This is a genomic window from Polaromonas sp. P3_B1, from assembly GCF_056402935.1.
Genome location: NZ_JBFUGK010000056.1, coordinates 1 through 21,261, shown reverse-complemented (window position 1 = coordinate 21,261; position 21,261 = coordinate 1). Strand labels below are relative to the sequence as shown.

Annotated in this window: 18 protein-coding genes; 3 read left to right on the top strand and 15 right to left on the bottom strand. The window is 64.9% G+C overall.

From position 1 onward, the window contains the following. Positions 1-341, bottom strand: a 341-nt coding sequence (locus AC1DXS_RS23510) for a PaaI family thioesterase (protein ID WP_477739855.1), incomplete at its 3' end; no start/stop codon positions are given. A gap of 126 nt (positions 342-467) precedes the next feature. Beyond that, positions 468-869 carry a MerR family transcriptional regulator gene (locus AC1DXS_RS23505; RefSeq protein ID WP_074579834.1) on the bottom strand — a complete coding sequence of 134 codons (402 nt, stop codon included), beginning with the start codon at positions 867-869 and terminating at the stop codon, positions 468-470. A gap of 105 nt (positions 870-974) precedes the next feature. Here AC1DXS_RS23505 and AC1DXS_RS23500 point away from each other — a divergent pair, with 105 nt between their 5' ends. Next, positions 975-2,072: an MBL fold metallo-hydrolase gene (locus AC1DXS_RS23500; protein ID WP_477739854.1), complete on the top strand. Its 1,098-nt coding sequence runs from the start codon at positions 975-977 to the stop codon at positions 2,070-2,072. A 132-nt stretch (positions 2,073-2,204) separates the two neighbouring features. Here AC1DXS_RS23500 and AC1DXS_RS23495 read toward each other — a convergent pair whose 3' ends face one another. From AC1DXS_RS23495 to AC1DXS_RS23450, 10 genes are all read right to left on the bottom strand, one after another. Continuing rightward, complete coding sequence (locus AC1DXS_RS23495) at positions 2,205-2,846, bottom strand: response regulator (protein ID WP_477739853.1); 642 nt, start codon at positions 2,844-2,846, stop codon at positions 2,205-2,207. A 144-nt stretch (positions 2,847-2,990) separates the two neighbouring features. Next, entirely contained in the window at positions 2,991-7,304 is a 4,314-nt protein-coding gene (locus AC1DXS_RS23490; RefSeq protein WP_477739852.1) for a PAS domain S-box protein, read from the bottom strand. A gap of 60 nt (positions 7,305-7,364) precedes the next feature. Next, on the bottom strand, positions 7,365-7,805 hold the full coding sequence (locus AC1DXS_RS23485) for a response regulator (protein ID WP_477739851.1): 441 nt from the start codon (positions 7,803-7,805) through the stop codon (positions 7,365-7,367). 185 nt (positions 7,806-7,990) lie between these two features. After that, positions 7,991-9,010, bottom strand: a complete 1,020-nt coding sequence (locus AC1DXS_RS23480; RefSeq protein WP_477739850.1) for a M48 family metallopeptidase — start codon at positions 9,008-9,010, stop codon at positions 7,991-7,993. Positions 9,011-9,046: 36 nt separating this feature from the next. Continuing rightward, entirely contained in the window at positions 9,047-9,808 is a 762-nt protein-coding gene (locus AC1DXS_RS23475) for a lysophospholipid acyltransferase family protein (RefSeq protein WP_477739849.1), read from the bottom strand. Between the two features lie 78 nt (positions 9,809-9,886). Next, positions 9,887-10,447 (bottom strand): D-glycero-beta-D-manno-heptose 1,7-bisphosphate 7-phosphatase, encoded by a 561-nt coding sequence (gene gmhB / locus AC1DXS_RS23470; RefSeq protein ID WP_477739848.1) that lies wholly within the window; start codon positions 10,445-10,447, stop codon positions 9,887-9,889. A 23-nt stretch (positions 10,448-10,470) separates the two neighbouring features. After that, positions 10,471-12,576, bottom strand: coding sequence for a glycine--tRNA ligase subunit beta (gene glyS / locus AC1DXS_RS23465; protein WP_477739847.1), 2,106 nt, complete (start codon positions 12,574-12,576; stop codon positions 10,471-10,473). Continuing rightward, positions 12,573-13,106: a metal-dependent hydrolase gene (locus tag AC1DXS_RS23460; protein ID WP_477739846.1), complete on the bottom strand. Its 534-nt coding sequence runs from the start codon at positions 13,104-13,106 to the stop codon at positions 12,573-12,575. Before AC1DXS_RS23460 ends, glyS begins: the two co-directional genes overlap by 4 nt. Positions 13,107-13,135: 29 nt before the next feature. Next, positions 13,136-14,056 (bottom strand): glycine--tRNA ligase subunit alpha, encoded by a 921-nt coding sequence (gene glyQ / locus AC1DXS_RS23455; protein ID WP_477739845.1) that lies wholly within the window; start codon positions 14,054-14,056, stop codon positions 13,136-13,138. An 81-nt stretch (positions 14,057-14,137) separates the two neighbouring features. After that, positions 14,138-15,103 (bottom strand): LysR family transcriptional regulator, encoded by a 966-nt coding sequence (locus AC1DXS_RS23450; protein WP_477739844.1) that lies wholly within the window; start codon positions 15,101-15,103, stop codon positions 14,138-14,140. 157 nt (positions 15,104-15,260) lie between these two features. Here AC1DXS_RS23450 and AC1DXS_RS23445 point away from each other — a divergent pair, with 157 nt between their 5' ends. After that, complete coding sequence (locus AC1DXS_RS23445) at positions 15,261-16,037, top strand: SDR family oxidoreductase (RefSeq protein ID WP_477739843.1); 777 nt, start codon at positions 15,261-15,263, stop codon at positions 16,035-16,037. Positions 16,038-16,098: 61 nt separating this feature from the next. Here AC1DXS_RS23445 and AC1DXS_RS23440 read toward each other — a convergent pair whose 3' ends face one another. Next, a complete protein-coding gene (locus AC1DXS_RS23440) occupies positions 16,099-17,187 on the bottom strand; it encodes an asparaginase (RefSeq protein ID WP_477739842.1) in 1,089 nt (362 codons plus the stop codon). Between the two features lie 213 nt (positions 17,188-17,400). On the opposite strand from AC1DXS_RS23440, the gene AC1DXS_RS23435 reads away from it, so the two are divergent. Further along, positions 17,401-18,309: a LysR family transcriptional regulator gene (locus AC1DXS_RS23435; RefSeq protein ID WP_477739841.1), complete on the top strand. Its 909-nt coding sequence runs from the start codon at positions 17,401-17,403 to the stop codon at positions 18,307-18,309. Positions 18,310-18,418: 109 nt separating this feature from the next. On the opposite strand, the gene lnt is transcribed toward AC1DXS_RS23435, so the two are convergent. Further along, a complete protein-coding gene (gene lnt, locus AC1DXS_RS23430; protein WP_477739840.1) occupies positions 18,419-20,053 on the bottom strand; it encodes an apolipoprotein N-acyltransferase in 1,635 nt (544 codons plus the stop codon). Positions 20,054-20,085: 32 nt separating this feature from the next. Continuing rightward, positions 20,086-20,868 (bottom strand): HlyC/CorC family transporter, encoded by a 783-nt coding sequence (locus AC1DXS_RS23425; RefSeq protein ID WP_477662477.1) that lies wholly within the window; start codon positions 20,866-20,868, stop codon positions 20,086-20,088. Positions 20,869-21,261: the final 393 nt, after the last annotated feature.

The window sequence follows — 21,261 nt, the reverse complement described above, 5'->3', positions numbered from 1 at the left end:
ATGATGCGCCTGCCGGCTTTGGCGACACGGCCCAGGGCGCGCAGCTCGCCGTCCCTGAAGCCGGCCAGGAAGTTGATTTTGTATTCGGCCGTGATGACATCGGAATCCTCGGCGGCCATGGTCATTGCAGCGTAGCCGCCGGCGATGTCGGCCAGCGCGCCCATGGCGCCGCCATGGAAGGTGCCCTGCTGCTGCGTCACGCGCTCCGAATAGGGCAGCGCCACTTCGCACAGGCCCGGCTCCACGCGCAGCAGGCGGGCGCCCAGGTGCTGCATCAGTCCCTGGCGCAGGAAGCTGGCTTCGATGCGGCGGAACAGCGCGGAGGGAGCGGGTGCGTCCATGGAGAGCCCTTTACGAGGTGTGAGGGAGACCGGGTTTAGTTGACGTTTACGTAAACGTCAATTATGGCGTATTTGCGGGCCTGAGTGGTTTTGACCCAGCGGCCTGGCGGGAAATGGGAACCCGGCTCAGGCGGCCTTGCTCTTTTCGGCCTTGCCGAGCAGGGCCTTGGCTTCTTTTTCGTGGGTGCGGATTTCGTCGAGGTTGGCCTGCAGGTCCATCAGCTGGGCTTCGAGCTTTTTGCGGTGCTCGCCCAGCACGGCCAGAAACTTGCGCAGCTGCGGCGCGGTGTCGCGCGGGCTGTCGTAGGAGTCGATGATTTCCTTGGCCTCGACCAGCGACAGCCCCAGGCGCTTGGCGCGCAGCGTGAGCTTGAGCCGGGTGCGGTCGCGCGCGGTGTAGACGCGGTTGCGGCCGCCCGCCCCTTCGCGCTGCGGCTGCAGCAGGCCCATGTCTTCGTAGAACCGCATGGCGCGCGTAGTCAGGTCAAACTCTTTTGCCAGGTCGCTGATGGTGTAGGTGGTGGCCATGGGTGATGAGGTCTTGTGCGCGGGCGACAGCGCGGAGCGGGCGCTGTCCCTACAATGGTTGAGCATGACGTTTACGTAAACGTCAAATATACCGTGAATATTGCCATGAACCTCCTCGAGCAGCAACTCCACTACCCCTTCGGCGATACCCTGCCGGCCTCGGGCACGACGCTGGAGGTGGCGCCCGGCGTGAAGTGGATACGCATGGCGCTGCCCTTCGCGCTGGACCACATCAACCTGTGGCTGCTGCGCGACGAGATGGACGACCCGAACCAGGCGGGCGCGAAGATCCAGGGCTGGACCATCATTGACTGCTGCATCAGCCGGGAGGAGTCCAAGGCCCAGTGGGAAGAAATTTTCGCGACGCAGCTCGAAGGCCTGCCGGTGCTGCGCGTCATCGTGACGCACATGCACCCGGACCACATCGGCCTGGCGTACTGGCTGTGCGAGCGCTGGACCACCGCAAGCCACGTGTGCCGCTTGTGGATCAGCGCCACCGACTACCACTCGGCGCGCATAGGCTCGCAGAGCACCACGGGCTTCGGCGGCGAAAGCGCCGCGCGCTTTTTTGCCTCGCACGGCCTGGTGGACCCGGAAGCCATCGAAAAAATCCGCGGCCGGGCCAGCTACTACCCGGGCATGGTGCCCGCGGTGCCGGCCAGCTATGTGCGCATCATGGACGGCATGACGGTGCGCATAGGCGGACGCGACTGGCGCTGCATCAGCGGCTACGGCCACGCGCCCGAACACATCGCCCTGCATTGCGAGCAGACCAGCACGCTGATCAGCGGAGACATGGTGCTGCCGCGCATCTCCACCAATGTGAGCGTGTACGACCTCGAGCCCGAGGCCAACTCCCTCACGCTGTTCCTGGACTCCATCGACAAATTCCTGCCGCTGGACAAGGACACGCTGGTGCTGCCCTCGCACGGCAAACCTTTTCGAGGCCTGCATACCCGCGTAGGCCAGCTGCACGACCACCACCGCGACCGCCTGGCCGAAGTCATGCAGGCCTGCGAAACAGCCCCCTGCAGCGCAGCCGACATCCTGCCCATCATGTTCCCCCGCAAGCTGGACCTGCACCAAACCACCTTCGCCATGGGCGAAGCGGTGGCGCATTTGCATGCGCTGTGGTTCCAGAAAAAGCTTGCGCGCCGGCTGGATGCCGACGGTATTTACCGCTTCAGCAGCGTTCCGGCCTAGCGGCCGAATTAAAAAGCGCCTCTCCCCTACCAGCAGGGGCCGCGGAACCGGCTTTGCCGGGCCGCAGGCGCAGCGCCCCCTCGGGGGGCAGCGCATTACACGGAGCCGAAGGCGAAGTGAAAAGCGTGGGGGCTAATGTCTCCATTTGCGATTGGCAGTCACCAACGCAGTGATATACCCATGCAGCCAGTCAAAGTTGATCGGCTTTTGCAGCAGATGGGCTTCGGGCGGCAGGCCGCCACGCGCCTGGACGGCCTCGGGCGCCAGGCCGCTGATGACCACGATCTGCATGTCGGCGAGCTGCAGGTTGCGCTTGCAGGCCTTGAGCATTTCAATGCCGTCAACGCCGGGCATGGACAGGTCGGTGATCAGCAAGTCGGGCCGCATGCTGGCGATGTCCATCATGGCCTCCAGCGCGGAGGGCATCCAGGTGCAGTCGACCGGCAGGTCCCAGTCCTCGAACTGGCAGCGATAAAGCTCGCGGGTGTTTTCGTCGTCTTCGACCATGAGCACGCGCAGCCGGTTCTTGGGGTCGGTGTCGGCCCGCGACAGTTGCGGGCTGTTCTTGGCGAGGTAGGCATTGATCGACTGCAGTGCAATGCGGCGGTGGCCGCCCAGCGTTTTCCAGGCTTCGATCTCGCCTTTTTCCACCAGCGATTGCACGGTGGCGACGGACAGGCCCAGCAGCTTGGCTGCGTAGCTGGTGCCGCAGTAATCCTCGCTCGAGAAATCCGAAGCGGTGATGGCGGCCTCGAAAGACTTGGGTTCACGCATGGTCAGTCTCGTAAAGGATTGTTTTTCGCATTTTTCGCATTTTAATCAATTCGTTGTAGTAAACCCTAGTGAAAACAGCAGAAAACACGTGAAAACAGGACTTCATCCCGGTAATTAATCGCCTCCGCGACACATTGCGTCACATCAGGACACATCGGGGGCGCCGGGCGTTCTGGGCAGGGTAAAGAAAAACGTCGCGCCCTGGCCCGGGGTGGACTCGGCCCACAGCTTGCCGCCATGGCGCTTGATAACCCGGCTGGACGTGGCCAGGCCGATGCCGGTGCCGGGGAACTCCGATGCGGCATGCAGGCGCTGGAAGGGGTTGAAGAGCTTGTCGGCGTAGGCCATGTCAAAGCCGGCGCCGTTGTCGCGCACGAAATAGACGGGAAGCCCCGCGGCGTCCAGCGTGTGGCCGACGGTGATCTCGGCCACGCCCTCATGGGAGCTGAACTTCCAGGCGTTGCCGAGCAGGTTTTCCATGACCACGCGCACCAGCCGCGCATCGCCGTGCGCCTTCAGGCCTTTTTCGATGTTGATCACCGCCTTGCGGTCCGGGTCGCGCGCCTGCCAGTCGTCCATGATGCCGCGCGCCAGGTCGGACAGGTCCACCGACTTGTTGCTCAGGGGCGCGCGCGACACCTGCGCCAGGGACAACAGGTCTTCGATGAGCTGCCCCATCTGCGCCACACCGGCCTGGATGCGCGACAGGTAATGCGAAACCCTGTCGCCCGCATTGGCGCCCAGCTGTTTGGCCAGCAGGCGGCTGAAGCCGTCCACGGTGTTGAGCGGCGAGCGCAGGTCGTGCGACACGGAATACGAGAAGGCCTCGAGCTCATGGTTGGACAGCCGCAGCGCCGCCTCGATGGCCTTGATTTCGGTGATGTCGGCATCAATGCCCACCCAGAAGGCCACCTGGCCCTGTTCGTCCAGCACGGGCGATGCGCGGTAGGACATGGTGTGGGTGCTGCCGTCGCGGGCCAGCACGCGGCGTATGCCCATGAATTGCGACTGCGCGGCCTTGGCGGTCTCCCACGTGGCCTTGACGTCGGGGAGGTCTTCGGGATGGATGACGGAGAACCATTGGGTGCCGGTCCAGTCCTCGAGCTTGCCGCCCACGAGGTCAAACCAGGCGCGATTGAAATAAGTCGCCGCGCCGTCGGGGTTGATGGTCCACACCACCTGCGGCGCCTGCTCGGCCAGCCCGCGGAACAGCGCCTGCTGGCGCTCCAGCGCCACGGTGCGCTCGGCCACCTTGCGCTCCAGCCCGGTGTTGAGCTGGCTGACCTCTTCCAGCAGGCGCGCGTTCTCGATGGCGATGGAGGCCAGTTGGGCCAGCTCAAGCGCGACGTATTCATCCTGCTGCGTGAACTCGCCTTCATATTTGTCGGACAGCTGCAGCAGCCCGATGTTGCGCCCGTCGCGCCCGGTCAGGGGCACGGCCAGCCAGCCGCGCATGGCCGGATGCTGGTCGGCATAGCCGCCGAAACCGCGCCAGCGCGGATGGGCTTCGAGTTCGGCCTGCGTCATGCGCATGGAGCGGTTGGTCTGGCAGACCATGGCGTAAATGCCGGTGCCGTCGGGCGGCTCGATGAGGCCGCGGTACTTGGCATATTTTTCGGACAGCGAAAGCGCGTTGATGGCCTGCTTCCAGTCGCTGTTGACGGTCAGGCTGACGATGGACTGGTGCGCGCCCACCACGCCCCGGGCCTGCTCGGCCAATTCATGCATGGTGCCTTCCAGCGTCTGGTGCCAGGTGATGGCCTGGGCGGCGTCGGCCGCGCGCTGCAGGGTGAACAGGTGCTCCTGCACGTCGCGCTCGGCCTTGAGCTGGGCGGTGACGTCCATCGCCAGCACGAAGCGCGCCGGCACGCCTGCGTACTGGATGGGCCGCGACATCACCTGGGCGGAAAAAACCGTTCCGTCCTTGCGGCGATGCAGCAAAGCGTTTTGCCTCTCGGGCGAATCGTCGGCAAGCAGGCGCTCCAGGCGCGCATGCTCGGACTCCGGACGGATGTCGAATATTGACATCGCCAGGAACTCTTCGGCCGAGTAGCCGTAGCTGTCGACCGCGGCCTTGTTGACATTGAGAAAACGCGTTGTGGTCGTGTCGAACACCCACATGGGCACCGGCGCCATTTCAAACAGGGCCGCGTAGCGCTGCTCGCTGTCCACCAGGGCCCGCTCGGCGTACTTGCGCTGCGTGATGTCGCGCTCCACCGCCACCCAGTGCGTGAACAGCCCCTTGGCGTCGGTGATGGGAACAATATCCAGGTCCAGCCAGAACTCCTCGCCGCCCTTGGTGTAGTTGATGAGTTCGGCGCGCACCGGCTGCCATGCCTGCAGCGCGGCGCGGATGCGGTCGAGTTCGGCTCGCTGCGTCTTCGGGCCCTGCAGCAACCGCGGCGTCCGGCCCAGGACTTCTTCGCGGGTGTAGCCGGTGCGGCGCTCGAAGGCGTCGTTGACGAAGACGATGCGCGGGCCCGGCGCGTCGATGGGCCCGGCCTCGGTGATCAGCACGATGTCGTTGAGGCGGGAGACGCAGGACTCCAGCAGGCGCAGGTGCTCCTGGGCCTGGTGCTGCTCGGTGATGTCCTGCAGCACGCCGACCAGGCTCACGACTTTGCCGTCCCGCATCACCGCACGGCCCCGTGTGCGCACCCAGATGCGCCGGCCCTTCTCAGTGATAAGCGGCAGCTCCAGGTCCCAGGGCGTACCGTGATTGAACGCGGCTTCGGCCGCAGCCCTGACGACGGGCTGCACTTCCGGCACATAGGAGCGGATGGCCTGCCCAATGCTCAGCCTGGCACCGGGCTCAAGGTCATGGATGCGGTAGATTTCCTGGGACCAGAAGGGCGCCATCGTGTCGGCCTGGACCTCCCATCCGCCGATTTTCGCGAACTCGCCGGTGCGGTTGAGCAGCTCGGTGCTGCGCTCGATTTCCAGTTCCGCCTGTTTGCGGTCGGTGATCTCCTGGATCACGCCGGAGCGGCGCGGCGCCTGCCCGGACGGGTCGTCCTCCGCCCCGTGGGCGCGGCCCATCAGGTGGATCCAGCGCACCTCGCCGGCCGCGGTGACGATGCGGAACTCGACGTCCAGCGGCAGCCCGGCCGCCACGGCGGCGTCGCGCCTGGCCTTGAAGCCCTCGCGGTCGGCGGGATGGATCAGCTGCAAAAACGCTTCGCGGTTTGTCGGGAAGGTCTCCTTGTCCACGCCCAGCACGTCATAAACTTCATCGGACCACCAGGTCTCTTCGCTGCGCACGTCAAGCTGCCAGTAGCCGATACGCCCCAGCCGCTGGGCATCCTGCAGCTTGCGCTGGATGGCTTCGCTGTTCGCCAGTTCCGCCTCCAGGGCACCGCGGTGCTTCTGCAGGGATTCGGCCATGCGGTTAAAGCCCTCGGCAATCCGCGAGAATTCCCCGCCGTCATCGGACGTAGAGACCGGAATGCGCACGTCCAGCCGCCCATCCTGGATGCGCCGGGTCGCCTCCAGGATGTTGCGCGTGGGAATCACGATGGCGCGCCCGCCCATCATCCAGGCCAGCAGGCCGCTCAGGAAAGCCAGCATGGACAGCACGCCGAGCTCGAGCCAGAGCTGCCGCTGGGTGGCGCCCACCACCAGGTTGTGGTCCAGGCTGACCGCCACAAAAAATGCCTCACTCACATTACTGCTGCTGGGCATAAAGGCCCAGAGCCGGCGCTTGCCCGAGCCGTCCGGGCCGTCGGCCGTGCCCGTCCTCAGGCTTTTGACCGCCTCTCGCAGTACAGGGCTGGCCGCCTTTTGCCCCACGCGTATGGGCAGAGCCGGCTTTCCGGCCAGCAGCACGCCGTTGCGGTCATGGATGCCGAGGGCGGCGCCGGGCGGCAGCTGGATGCTCAGCGCCGTCTTCGCCATTTCGCCCAGGTCGACCGAGGCATAGGCCACGACCACGACGCGCCCGTCCCTGTCCAGCAGGGGCAGCGCGAAGCTGATGGAGGGTATGCCCGTGGCGCGGCCCACGATGTATTCACCGGTCACGAATTCGCGGCGCGCGACGGCCTCGCGGAAGTACGCGCGGTCTCCCAGGTAGTTCAGCGTCGAATTGGGAATCCCGTTGCACAACGCCCGGCCGTCCATCCCCACAATGCCCAGGTTGGCGTACAGGGGGAACAGCCGGTTCAGCTCGACCAGGTAGTCGTCGCAGCGGCCGCCTCTGCCGCCCTTGACGGTTTTGCCGTTCTCGTCGCTGAGCAGCTCGGGCGCATGGACGACGGAGGTGAGCACCTGGCGGGCCGTCTCGGCCAGCTGCTGCTGGTTGGAGGCGGCCAGCGAGGCCGCGAACTGCAGGTCGGTCATGGCCCGCTCGACGGCGACATCAGCGTTGTAGACCGCCTTGAAGATGGACAGGCCGAACAGCGGAATAATCGCGGCCAGCACCAGGAAGACGAGGCGGGTCCGCAGCGTGATCTGAACCTTCATCGCGGCCGTCTCTCAGGAGCCCGCCCGAGCCGCACGGGCGCCCGGCGCCACAGGAGAATATCAACCGGCCGCGAGGGATTCATTGACATCCAGCCAATAGGCCTGGAGCCGCTGGAGTTTTTCCGTGAGGTCTCCGAAATCCACGGGTTTGCGGACAAAACCGTTGGCGCCTGCCTGGTAACACGCCACGATGTCGGAGCGCTCGCTGGAGGACGTCAGCATGACCACCGGCACCAGGGCCGTCAGCGGGTTGGCGCGCACGCCGCGCAGCACATCCAGCCCCGAGAGCTTGGGCAGTTTCATGTCCAGCAGGATGAAGGACGGCTGCCGCTGTGTGTCGCGGCCTGCATGGCTGCCCTGCCCGAAAAGATAATCGAGCGCCTGCACACCGTCGCGGGCCACCGCGATCTCCGCTGTCACGCCCTGCTCTTCCAGGGTCAAGACAGTCAGTTCCAGGTGGTCCGGATTGTCTTCAACTACGAGTATGAGCTTGTCGTTCATGGAGGTGCTTGAGAGGTGCGGCATCAATTCCCTGGGGCTTTTCGCATTTTTGATATTTTTGTCATATTACCAAGTAACGCCGACACGTACTACTTTGTTATCGCTGGTGTTATTGCCTAAATCCGGCCCGAACCTGGCCGACCGGGCTTGGCATGGCATGGCCCTGCGGATTCCCGCAGGCGGAACTACCAGCGCGGGATGGCTTCGTCCTTGAGCTGGCCGCGCAATTCGGCATAGTCAGGCACGATAGTGCGCACGGTGTCCCAGAAGCGCGGGCTGTGGTCCATGACGCGCAAATGGCTCAGCTCATGGACCACCACGTAGTCGATGACGGACTGCCTGAAATGGACCAGCCGCCAGTTCAGCCGGATGGAGCCGTCGGCGCTGGCGCTGCCCCAGCGCGTGCCGGCGCTGGAAAGGCTGAGCTTGCGCCACTGCACGCCGAGCTGCGGCGCGAAATGGTTGAGCCGCTCGATGAAGATGCGCTTGGCCTGGCGCATCAGCCAGGCCTGCACGGCGTCGCGTATCTGTTCGGGCGAGGCATTGTGGGGCAGGCCCACGTGCAGGGTCATTTGCGCCACGCCGGGCAGCATGTCGCCGGCCGCGCCCTCATTGCCCTGCAGCATCACCTCGGTGGCGCGCGCCTTGAGTTCGGCGCCTACGCCGCCGAAAGCGTGCCGCGGGTCTATCACCACGATCACCTGCTCGCCCAGGAAAGGCAGGGTGGTACCGTCCTTCCAGTCGATGCGCGCGGACTCCATGCGGTCGTGGCGCTCGCGGGTTTCCTGCAGCTTGGCGAGTATCCAGCCGGATTTCTCGAGCACGGCCTTGTCGATTTCATACAGCGGCACCCATTTGGGCGCGCTCACCGTGAGGCCGTCGGCGCCGGCGGAAAAACCGATGGTCTTGCGCTTGCTGCGCCGGAACTCGTAAGCCACCAGGATGCCGTCCAGCACGGTCTCGCGAGTGGCGCGCGGATGGCGGAAGGTGGCGGGGGCCATGGCCTGCTGCAGGGTCTGGGCGGGGAGTTGCGGGCCGATGAAATCGCCCTCGGGGGCCGCCTCGGGCCTCGGGGTGGAAGCGACCGGTTTTTTGGGCCTCGGCTTTGCGGGCGGCTTGCCATTTTTCGGGCCCGCGGCGCGGGCCGGCGGCGCGGGATGGGCGTCAAACAGGTCGAGCGTGAACTGGAGAAGCCGTTGCATCATGGCAGTTTAGCGCGGCACGGCAGGCGCGGGCGCCGCTCAGGTATTGGCGGCGCCGGACGCCGCGGCCGGGTAGGCCTCGGGGTCCAGCCGATGCATTTCGGACTCTATCCAGGCCTCCACTTCGCGCATCAGCTCGTCGGGTTGCCGGCCCGTGCTGTCGATAGGCTTGCCGATGGAGATGTCGACAATCCCGGGGATCTTGATGAAGGCCTTGCGCGGCCAGCATTTGGCGGAAGTGACGGCGATCGGGATCACCGGCGCGCCGGTTTCGATGGCCAGGCGCGTGCCGCCGGATTTGTAGACGCCCTTCTGGCCGCGCGGGATGCGCGTGCCCTCGGGGAACATGATGACCCAGGTGCCCTGCGCCATCAGGCGTTTGCCCTGCACCACGACCTTGTTGAAGGCCTGCGAGCGCTGGCTGCGGTCGATGTGGATCATGTCCATGCGCGCCATGGCCCAGCCGAAGAAAGGCACGTACAGCAGCTCTTTTTTGAAGACATAGGCCAGCGGGTGCGGCATCAAGGTGGGCATGCACAGCGTCTCCCAGGTGCTCTGGTGCTTGAGCAGCAGCACGGCGGCGCTGGTCTCGCCCGTGGGCAGGTTCTCCATGCCGGTCACCCGGTTCCTGATGCCGAGGATGACGGTGCCGCCGCTGACCGCCAGGCGCAGCCAGCCCGCGCACATCCAGTACATGGTGGTGCCGCTCACGAAAAGCGAGGCGATGATCACAAAGATGGCCCAGGGGACGACGGTGACGGACATCCACAGAAGGTGCAGTACGGAGCGGATGAAGGGCATGGCGGGTTCCGGCTATCGGGTCAGGTTGTAGGGTCGAACAGCGTGTTGCGCGAACGCGGGAGGGTCAATGCGCAATGATCAGATGGCCATCGGCAGCGGCCGGTTGCTGCGCTCCAGCAGGAAGTCGGCAAAAGCCGCGAGGTCCGCATGCACCGTGGTGCCTTGCGGCAGGCCCTCGGGTTGCCCTTTTGCCGACTTGCCGGTGAGCACCAGGTGCGGCTCGCAGCCCGCCGCGGCGCCGGCCTGCAGGTCGCGCAGCGAATCGCCGACCGTGGGCACGCCCGCCAGTTGCATGCCGAAGCGCGCGCCTATCTGCTCGAAAAGGCCGGGCAGGGGCTTGCGGCAATTGCAGCTTTCCTCGGGGCTGTGCGGGCAGTAGAAAACCGCGTCAATACGGCCGCCGACAGCCGCCAGCATCTTGTGCATCTTGGCGTGCATGGCATTGAGCGAGGCCACGTCAAACAGGCCGCGCCCCAGGCCCGACTGGTTGGAGGCGATGACCGCATGCCAGCCCGCATGGTTGAGCCGCGCGATCGCCTCCAGCGAACCGGGCAGCGGCAGCCATTCGTCCGGCGTCTTGACGAAGTCGTCGCTGTCGCTGTTGATGGTGCCGTCGCGGTCGAGGATGACGAGTTTCATGGTGTTTGCCTTTGCCTGGAAGCTTACGCTGCCAACTTGGAAAGGTCAGCTACGCGATTCATCGCCTGGTGCAGGGTGGCCAGCAATCCCAGACGGTTGGCACGCAGCGCCGGATCTTCGGCATTGACCATCACGCCGTCGAAGAAGGCATCGACAGGCGCCTTCAGGGCGGCAAGCGCCTGCAGCGACGCGGCATAGTCACCGGATGCAAAAGCGGCCTCGGCTTTGGGCGCGACGGTTTTCAGGGCTTCCGCGAGAGATTTCTCGGCGGCTTCCTGCAGCAGTTCGGGCTTGACGGCGGCGTCAACGGTGCCTTCGGCCTTCTTGAGGATGTTGCCGACGCGCTTGTTGGCGGCCGCGAGTGCCGGCGCTTCGGGCAGCGCGGCAAAGGCGCGCACAGCGGCCAGGCGCTTGGCGACGTCGCCCAGGCGCTGGGGCTTGAGCGCCAGCACGGCATCGACCTCTTGCGCGCTGTAGCCCTGCTCGCGCAGGGAGCCGGCGAGGCGGTCGTAGATGAAATCCACCAGGGCCACGGAGGCATCCTGGATCTTGTCGCCAAACACCGGCTGCGCGCCTTCGACCAGCTCGGCCAGGCCCAGGGGCAGGTCTTTCTCGACCAGCATGCGGATCACGCCCAGCGCATGGCGGCGCAGCGCGAACGGGTCCTTGTCGCCGGTCGGCAGGTTGCCGATACCGAACATGCCGACCAGGGTTTCGAGCTTGTCGGCCAGCGCGACGGCAACACCCACGCTGCTGCGCGGCAACTCGTCGCCGGCAAAACGCGGCTTGTAGTGGTCTTCAATCGCATCGGCCACCTCGGCGCCCAGGCCGTCGTTGAGTGCGTAGTAACGGCCCATGGTGCCTTGCAGCTCGGGGAACTCGCCGACCATGTCGGTCACCAGGTCGGTCTTGGCGAGTTCGGCGGCGCGCTGCACGGCAGCTACGTCGATGTTCAGGCGTGTTGCGATGGTCTCGGCAATCGCGCGCACGCGCTGCATGCGCTCGCCCTGCGTGCCCAGCTTGTTGTGATACACCACCTTGCCCAGGCCTTCGACACGCGAAGCCAGGGTTTTCTTGCGGTCCTGGTCGAAGAAAAATTTGGCGTCGGCCAGGCGCGGGCGCACCACGCGTTCGTTGCCGCCAATCACCGCGCTGGCATCGCTGGGGCTGATGTTGCTGACGACCAGGAACTTGTTCGTGAGCTTGCCCGCAGCATCGAGCAGCGGAAAGTATTTCTGGTTGGCCTTCATGGTGAGGATCAGGCATTCCTGCGGCACGCCGAGGAATTCTTTCTCGAACTCGCAGACCAGCACGTTGGGGCGCTCGACCAGCGCGGTCACTTCGTCGAGCAGCGCGTCGTCCTCGATCGCCTTGACGCCACCGCCGACTTTGGCTGCCGCGGCCGCCAATTGCTTGACGATCTCAGCCTTGCGCTCGGCAAAGCTGGCGATTACCGCGCCGTCTTTTTGCAGCGTTGCGGCGTAGCCGTCGGCATCCTTCAACACCACCGGGTCCACAGCGGCTTCAAAGCGGTGGCCGTGCGTGGTGTTGCCGGCTTTCAGGCCCAGCGCTTCAATCGGCACCACATCGCTGCCGTGCAGCGCGACCAGGCCGTGGGCCGGGCGCACAAACTTCACGTCGCTCCAGCCGTCGGCCAGCTGGTAAGTCATGACCTTGGGAATCGGCAGTTTGGCGATGGCTTCGAGCAGCGCTTTTTGCAGGCCCTCGGCCAGCGTCGCGCCCTTGACAGTGCTGTCGTAAAACAGCGCCTCGGCCTTGCCGTCGGGCGCGCGCTTGAGGCCGGCCACCGCCGATGCGTCAGCGCCCAGGGCTTGCAGCTTCTTGAGCAGCGCCGGCGTGGCATTGCCGGACGCATCCAGCCCCACGGCCACCGGCATGAGTTTTTGCGAAACGGCCTTGTCGGCGGCCTGCGCGGCCACCGCGGTGACGTGGACGGCCAGGCGGCGTGGCGAGGCAAAGGCGGTCAGCGCCGAGCCGTCCGCCGTCAGGCCCTGGGCCTTGAGTTGCTCAAACAGCACGCCGGCAAAGGCATCGCCGAGCTTTTTGAGCGCCTTGGGCGGCAGTTCTTCGACAAACAGTTCTACGAGAAGGTTTTGGGAAGCGTTCATGGATTTTTTCGGGAATGTCGGAGCGCAAAAATTGCGAGGGCTGCGGCCATCAGCGGCAGCCAGATGGTTTGGACTTCATTGAGCAACACGTCGGCGCCGCGCTGCGTGAAAAATCGGGAAAAGGCGACCGGCGAAACCTCGACCGGCCGCCAGGGGCTGAAAAACCGCTCATCGGAAAACGGCCAGTACAACGGAATGGCCACGCCGCCGTTGGTGAGGGTATCGAGCAGGGGATGCGAAAACATGCAAAGCGCTATCCACGCATAGCCTTGCCACGGTGCCAGCTTCCAATACCGTGCCAGCCACAAGCCGATCAGGCCTGCAACGAGCGCAAAGCCCAGGGTATGGGTAAAGCCGCGATGGCCCCAGATACCGCCGTAATGGATGCCGAGCTTGAAAGCGATGCCGTCAAAGTCGGGAAGTATGGCCGCGACCATGCCCGCCAGCAACATGGAAGGCGGTATCCGTTTGCCGCCCAGGGCCACGGCGGCGGCAATGGGGACGGCAATATGGGAAAAGATGGTGGGCATCGGTTGCGGCGAAGTCAGGCGCGAAAACCTCAGGCGGCTTTTTTGGGCATCTGTTCAACCCATTCGCGCGGTGCCATCGGAAAGCCCAGGCGCTCGCGGCTCTCGTAATAACTTTGCGCCACGCTGCGCGCCAGGTTGCGGATGCGGCCTATGTAGGCAGCGCGCTCCGTCACGCTGATGGCGCCGCGCGCGTCGAGCAAATTAAAGCTGTGCGCGGCCTTGAGCACCTGCTCGTAGGCGGGCAGCGCCAGCTGTTGTTCCATCAGGTGCCTGGCTTGTTTTTCATGCGCGCTGAAGGCGGTGAACAGGAAGTCGGCGTCGCTGTGCTCGAAGTTGTAGGTGGACTGCTCGACCTCGTTTTGTTTGTAGACGTCACCGTAGCTCAGCTTGGAGCCGTCGGCGCCTTCGGTCCAGACCAGGTTGTAGACGTTGTCCACGCCCTGCAGGTACATGGCCAGGCGCTCAAGGCCGTAAGTGATCTCGCCGGTGGCGGGTTTGCAGTCGATGCCGCCGACCTGCTGGAAGTAGGTGAACTGCGTGACTTCCATGCCGTTGAGCCAGACTTCCCAGCCCAGGCCCCAGGCGCCCAGCGTTGGGTTCTCCCAGTCGTCTTCGACAAAGCGGATGTCGTTTTTCTTCAGGTCAAAACCCAGGGCTTCGAGCGAGCCGAGGTAGAGCTCCAGGATGTTGGCGGGCGCGGGTTTCAGCACGACCTGGTACTGGTAGTAGTGCTGCAGCCGGTTGGGGTTCTCGCCGTAGCGGCCGTCCTTGGGGCGGCGGCTGGGCTGCACATAGGCGGCTTTCCAGGGCTCGGGGCCCAGCGCCCGCAGAAAGGTCGCGGTGTGCGAGGTGCCGGCGCCGACCTCCATGTCATAGGGCTGCAGCAGCGCGCAGCCCTGGGCGTCCCAGTAGGACTGCAGCTTCAAGATGATTTGCTGGAAAGTGAGCATAGGAGTGGGTTCAGGACAAAAGCGCGGCGCCTGTGCAGGCGCCGGGAAGGCAAGGCCGCACCGGCGGCCCCGCGAAACCGGTCATTTTACGCGGCGACGGCGCGCGGACGCCGCAGCCGCCGCGGCCGGCGCCGCGTCGGGCGGCACATGCCAGCCGGGCCCGGCCTTGAAGGCCTCGGCCAGGAAATCGATCATCACGCGAACCTTGGCGCTCAGGTGGCGGCGGCTGGGGTAGACGGCCAGCACGTCGATGTCGGGCATGCGGTAGCCCGGCAGCAGCGGCAGCAGCCGCCCCTCGCGCACATCGTCGCCGACCAGGAAGGCCGGCTGCCAGATGATCCCCTGCCCGGCCAGGGCCGCCAAGCGGGCCGTGTCACCGTTGTTGGCGTGCATGACGTACTGGACCTTGACCTTGTGCGGGCGCGCCTGCCCGTCGACGAAATGCCATTCGTTGGCGGTGGCGGCATAGGTGTAGCCCAGGCAGCGGTGCGCCGCGAGGTCGGCGGGCAACCGGGGCGTGCCGTACTGCTCGAGATAGGCGGGCGACGCGCAGACGATGTTGCAGGAGGTGGCCAGCTTGCGTGCCGCATGGGTGGCTGGGCCGGTGCGCGAGATGCGGATGGCGAGGTCGTAGCCTTCTTCCACGATGTCGACCACGCGGTCGCTGAGCGCGATGTCAAGCTCCACGTCGGGGTGCTTCTGCATGAAGCGGGGCCACAGCGGCGCCAGCTGGCGTATGCCGAAGCTCACGGGCGCATTGATACGCAGGCGCCCGCGCGGCTGCAAAGTGGCCGAAGAGGCCAGCGCTTCGGCGTCGGCGACCTCCTCGAGGATGGATTTGCTGCGCTCATACAGCGCCTCGCCGCTTTCGGTGAGGGAAAGCGTGCGCGAGCTGCGGTTGAGCAGGCGCGTGCCGAGGTGCGCCTCCAGCTCGTTGATGTAGCGCGTGACATTGGCCGGCGAGGTGTCCAGCGCATCGGCCGCGCGGGTGAAACTGCCGCGCCCCACGACGGTGGCGAACACCTCAAAGGCTCGCAAGCGGTCCATGGTGGGTCTCCTCAATCAAGTTCATAAAAACTGAATGATTAAAACACTTTTCAGACCTTCTTCTTAGAGAACATGAACCGTACATTGAACCCATCGGCAAGCCAGAAGGCTCGCCGAACCAGGAAACCCTTCATCACACGACGCAAAGGAAATTGACATGACCACCTCGCACACCTCATCGTTCACACCCCGTTTTGCCAATAAGACCGTGCTCGTCACGGGCGGCAACAGCGGCATCGGCTTGGCGACCGCATTGCAGTTCGCGGCGCAAGGCGCCCGCGTCGTGATCACCGGCCGCGATCAAGCCTCACTGGACAAAGCCAAAGCCCAACTGGGCGAAGGCGCCATCGCCCTGCGCAACGACGCCGGGGCCAGCGGCTCAGCCAAAGCACTGGCCGCAGCACTGGCCGCAGAAGGGATTACGCTGGATGCGGTTTTCATCAATGCCGGCCTGGCCAAATTCGCCCCGCTCGAAGGCGTGGACGAGGCCCTTTGGGACGACACGTTTAACGTCAACGTGAAGGGCGCTTTCTTTGCGATCCAGGCGCTGTCGCCGCTGCTGAACACAGGCGCGGCCGTCATCCTGAACGGCTCCATCAATGCCCACATCGGCATGCCCAACTCCAGCGTCTATGCCGCCAGCAAGGCCGCGCTGATTTCATTCGCCAAGACGCTGTCGGCCGAATTTGTGGCGCGCGGCATCCGCGTCAATGTGGTGAGCCCCGGCCCAGTAACCACGCCGCTGTACGGCAAGCTGGGCGTGCCCGCCGACCAGCTGGATGCGCTGGCCGCCGGCATCCAGGCGCAAGTTCCGGTCAAGCGTTTCGGCACACCTGATGAAGTGGCCAGCGCCGTGGTCTACCTGTCGTCGCCGGACGCCGCCTTCATCGTGGGCACTGAACTGATTGTTGACGGTGGCATGAGCCAGCTTTAAGCCAACGAAAAAAGGCGATGCCGTTGCCGGCATCGCCTTTTTTATTTGCGCTGGATGGTGCTCAGTACTGCCAGAAGATGCGCTGCAGTTCCTTGCTGTCCACGTTCTTCGTCAGGGCCACGGCCGCCAGGATGCGGGCCTTTTGCGGGTTCAGGTCGTGCGCGACCACCCAGTCGTATTTGTCGTCGGGCTGCTCGGCGTTGCGCAGCACAAAGCCTTCGGGCACGCGCGAGGAGCGCACCACCTGTATGCCCTTGGCGCGCACTTCCTGCAGCGCGGGAACGATGCGGTCGGCCACCGAGCCGTTGCCGGTGCCGCCGTGGATCAAAGCCTTGATGCCCGACTTGGCGACGGCGTCCAGCGCGGTGCGCGGCACGTTGCCGTAGCCGTAAACGATTTCCACCGGCGCCAGCGCGTCGAAGTCGTCGATATTGAACTCGGACTGCGCGGTGTGGCGCTTCACGGACGCACGGAACCAGTAGTTGTTGCCTTCGACCACCATCCCCAGCGGGCCCCACTGGCTCTTGAAGGCCTCGGTCTTGATGTTGATGGTCTTGGTGACGTCGCGCCCGCTCTGGATTTCGTCGTTCATGGTGACCAGCACGCCCTTGCCGGCCGCGTCCTTGCTGGCGGCGACGCTCACGGCGTCAAACAGGTTCAGCGCGCCGTCGGCCGACAGCGCCGTGCCGGGCCGCATGGAGCCCACCACCACGATGGGCTTGCTGGTGCGGATCACGAGGTTCAGAAAGTAAGCGGTTTCTTCCAGCGTGTCGGTGCCGTGGGTGACCACGATGCCGTCCACGTCGGACTGCTTGACCAGCGCGGAGATGCGCTTGCCCAGCTTCATGAGGTTGTCGTTGGTAAAGCTTTCAGACGCGATCTGCGAAACCTGCTCGCCCTTGACGTTGGCGATGTTGGCCAGCTCGGGCAGGCCGGCCAGCAGCTTGTCGACAGGCACTTTCGCGGCGGCGTAAGTGGCGCTGTTCAGGGCCGAGGCGCCGGCGCCGGCAATGGTGCCGCCGGTGGCCAGGATCACGACATTGGGCTTGCCGGCGGTTTGCGCCAGCACGGAGGCGGGCGTGCCCAACGCGGTAAAGGCGACGAGGCCGAGGCCGGCGCCCATTTTCAGGAGGGTGGAAGCGATTTGCATGAGATATCCCGGGAAGGTGAATCGTTGAAATAGTTCTGCCGGATCGCGTGCATCGCAAGGCACCTGTGAAAAAGTGTCAATGCGTTGGCGCCGCGAACCGATGTCTCCTCCGGCACCAGGGCCAAAGGTGGCTCATCGTAGCCAGCCCGTCGAAAAGCAGCGATGCATAATGTAACGAGGGGTGTGAATAAAACTCACACCCCCGGCACAACAATGAACCTCAGGCAACTTGAAGTCTTCCAGGCCGTCATGCAGACGGGCAATATGAGCGCCGCCGCGCGCCTCATCTGCATCACGCCCTCGGCCGTGAGCAAGACCATCTCACACACCGAACTGCAACTGGGCTACAAGCTGTTCACGCGCGGCAAGGGCACGCTGGCCCCCACGCCGGAAGCGCGGGTGCTGTTTGAGGAGTCCGCGCTGATCCACCAGAAGCTGGACGGGCTCAAGCGCATGGCCCTCAACCTGCGGCAGGCCGCCGACGGCCAGGTGCGGCTGGCGGCCATCCCGTCCATCAGCCACGAATTTTTACCCTTGGTGCTGGAGCGGCACATGGCCCGGCATCCGCGCGTGCGCGTCGAGGTGCGCACCTTGCACCAGGACCAGATGGTGCAGGCCCTGCTGACGCGCGGCGTGGACTTCGCGCTGGGGTTTTACGAGCACCCGCACCCGCTGCTGACCAGCACGACGCTGGTGAGCGGGCCGCTCTACCTGGCCGTCACGCGCGAGATCTGGCAACGCGCCGTGAAGGCGCGCCGGCAAAACCCGATGTCCTTCCTGGCCGGCATGCCCCTGATACGGCTGGTGGGCGAGGACCCGATGTGCCAGTCCATCGACGAGCTGGCCCGCCACCTGGGCCTCACCGCACCGGCTGGCCTGCAGGTGCAGACTTCACGGCTGGCGCTGGAGCTGGTCAGGCGCGGCATGGGCTGGACGGTGGTGGACTTCCTCACGGCCAGCAACCTGGACCCGGACTCGCTGACGGCGGTGCCACTGCATGAGTTCGCCCACGCGCCGCTGCAGATGTATTTCGCCACCAGCACACCGCCAGGGCAGGATGCGCTGCGGATGCTGGAGATGCTCCCCGACTTACTGCACGGCGTGATGGCAGCAACAAGCTAACCCACCCCTTCGGACGCTCACTTCGTGTAGCGCCTTCCCCCTTCCAGGGGCGGCGCCTGCGGCCTGGCAAAGCCAGTTCCGCGGCCCCTGCTGAAAGGGGCGGACGAACTCAGCGACGGCGGAACAGCAGGGCCAGCAGGGCCACACCCAGGCCCAGGCCCCACAGCGGCCACAAGCCGTAACGCGACACCCACAGGGCATAGGGGGTGATGCCATTGCGGCCTTCCACCTCGCCGACCAGCGCGCCGCGCGTGTGGCGCTCCAGCGAATGCGTGACCTTGCCGGCGTGGTCGATGATGACGGTGGCGCCGGTGTTGGTGGCGCGGATCATGGGGCGGCTGAACTCGAGCGCGCGCATGCGCGAGATCTGCAGGTGCTGGTCTATGGCCACGGTGTTGCCGAACCAGGCGATATTGCTGACGTTGACAAAAATCGTGGGCGCCAGCGCCGGGTCCGCAAAACGTGCGCCCAGCTCTTCGCCGAACAGATCTTCATAGCAGATGTTGGGCGCCAGCCGCTGGCCTTTCCATTCGAAGGACGCCTGGCCCACCGCGCCGCGGTTGAAGTCGCCCAAGGGGATGCGCATCATGTCGATGAACCAGCGAAAGCCGGGCGGAACGAACTCGCCAAAAGGCACCAGGTGGTGCTTGTCAAAGCGGTAGGGCTCGGCCTGCCCGGGCTTGAAGCCGACCACCGAGTTGGCATAGCCGGCCTGGGGATTGCCCACAGGCATGCCGACCAGCGCCGCCTGCTGACCGGTGGCAAAGCGTGACTGCAGCGCCCGCCAGTAGCCTTCGGGCAATTGCATGGGCAGCAGTGGAATGGCGGTCTCGGGCGCCACCACCAGCGGAGTTTTGGCGTCCCGCAGTTGCTGCCCGTACCACTGCAGCGCGGTGGCCACGCCGGTGCCGCTCTGGAATTTTTCGTTCTGCGGAATGTTGCCCTGTAAAAGCGTGACCTGTAGCGGCTCGCCGGCGGAGGTGGAGCCCGCCTCCCCGGGCAAGGCGCTTTGCACAGGCAGATAGGACAGCACGAAGCAGGCCAGCACGATGGCAATCGCGGTGGCCCACTGCATGCGCGAGGCGCGCAGGGCCATGGCCAGCCAGGCCGCGGCCAGCGCCGCCAGGAAGGTGATGCCGTGCACACCCACCCAGGCCGCCAGCGGCCTGGCCCAGCCGTCCACATGCGCGTAGCCACCCTCGCCCCACGGGAAGCCGGTGAAGAATTCGACGCGAGCCAGTTCGGCCAGCAACCACAGCGAGGCGAACACCAGGGCGCGCGGCAGCTTGCGGCGCGGCGCCAGGCGCACAAAAAGCGCCCCCGCCGCGGCGTAGTACAGCGACAAAAACGCCGCGAGCAGCACGACGGCCAGCACCGTCAGCGGCGCGGCCAGCCCGCCGTAGAAGTGCATGGAAATGAACAGCCACCAGAAAGTGCTGCACAGCATGGCCGTGCCGAAGGCGACGCCCAGCCAGGCGGCGCGTTTCATGGAGCGGCAGCTGTCGATCTGCGCGGCGAACAGGAACATTGCCAGCAGTTGCATGCCTCCCAGGGGCTGGCCCTGCAGGAAGACGAAATCAAAGGGCCAGGCCATGCTGGCGGCATGCAGGCAGCCGGCGACMAGGACCATGACCAGCTGGAAGGGTGAGAAGCCCTTGCGCGGCGGCAGGTTGCGCGCGTGCTCGAGCAGCGCGGGCAAAGTCGGTAGGTGGGACATCATGCTGTGGATCGAGTCCCGTGCCATAAATCGCCCTCTTTAATTTATTGTGTGTGTCGTCAGACGCCCGCCGAAACCGGCGATACCTTGAACCATCGCACCGCGCCACCCTTGGTGTGCAGCACCGTGAATTGCAGCCCCGCCAACGCGTAATGCTCGCCGCGCTTGGGCACATGTCCCATCTCATGCGCCACCAAGCCGCCTATGGTGTCGAAATCGGTTTCCGGCAGCGTCACGCCGAAAGCCTCGTTGACGCGCTCTATCGAGGTGTCGCCGCTGACCCGGTAAGTATGGTCGGTCAGGCCGAAGATGTCACCCTCGTCTTCGGCAATATCGAACTCGTCCTCGATCTCGCCGACGATCTGTTCAAGCACGTCTTCAATCGTGATGAGGCCGGCCACGCGGCCGAACTCGTCGATCACGATAGCCAGGTGGTTGCGGTTGCCGCGGAATTCACGCAGCAGGTCGTTCAGCCCCTTGCTTTCGGGCACGAAGACCGCGGGGCGCAGCAAGGCCTTGATATTGAGTTCAGGGGCGCGCTGCAGCTTGAGCAAATCCTTGGCCATCAGGATGCCGAGGATGTTTTCCTTTTCGCCTTCGTAGACGGGAAAGCGCGAGTGGGCGGTGTCTATGACCAGGTGCAGCAACTCGTCGAAAGGCGCGTCGATGTTGATCACATCCATGCGCGGCGCCGCCACCATGACGTCGCCGGCCGTCATGTCGGCCATGCGGATTACGCCCTCAAGCATTTCACGGCTCTGGGCGCCAATAACGTCATTGTCCTGGGCCTCCACCAGGGTTTCGATCAACTCGTCTTTCGAGTCGGGGCCTGGGTGGAGCATTTCAGCGAGCTTTTGCAGAAAGCCTCGCTTGTCTTCTGGCCTGGAAGACCGACTGGGGGGAACGTCGGACACGTGATGGCGGTCGGTAGTTGTGAAGGCGCTAAGGATAGCTGAAATCTTTGATGGTGAGGGTGGGGCGGCAGGGTTTACAGGAAATTTCTCCTGCCAACCTTTTGTGACTGGGGCTGTAATGCTAGCTATTTGATAGCAATTGAGTATCGGACTGGAGGTAGACGAAATCTTTGGTTGTAGTAGCTGAGCCGGGTCTTGCGCCGACGGCGCGCGCTCTTCTTAGTTTTGCTGGCCGGGTCTCGCCCCGGCGGGCGAGGCACTTTTCTTTGCTTCGCCAAAGAAAAGTACCCAAAAGAAAGGCGACCCGCAGTCTGGGTCCCC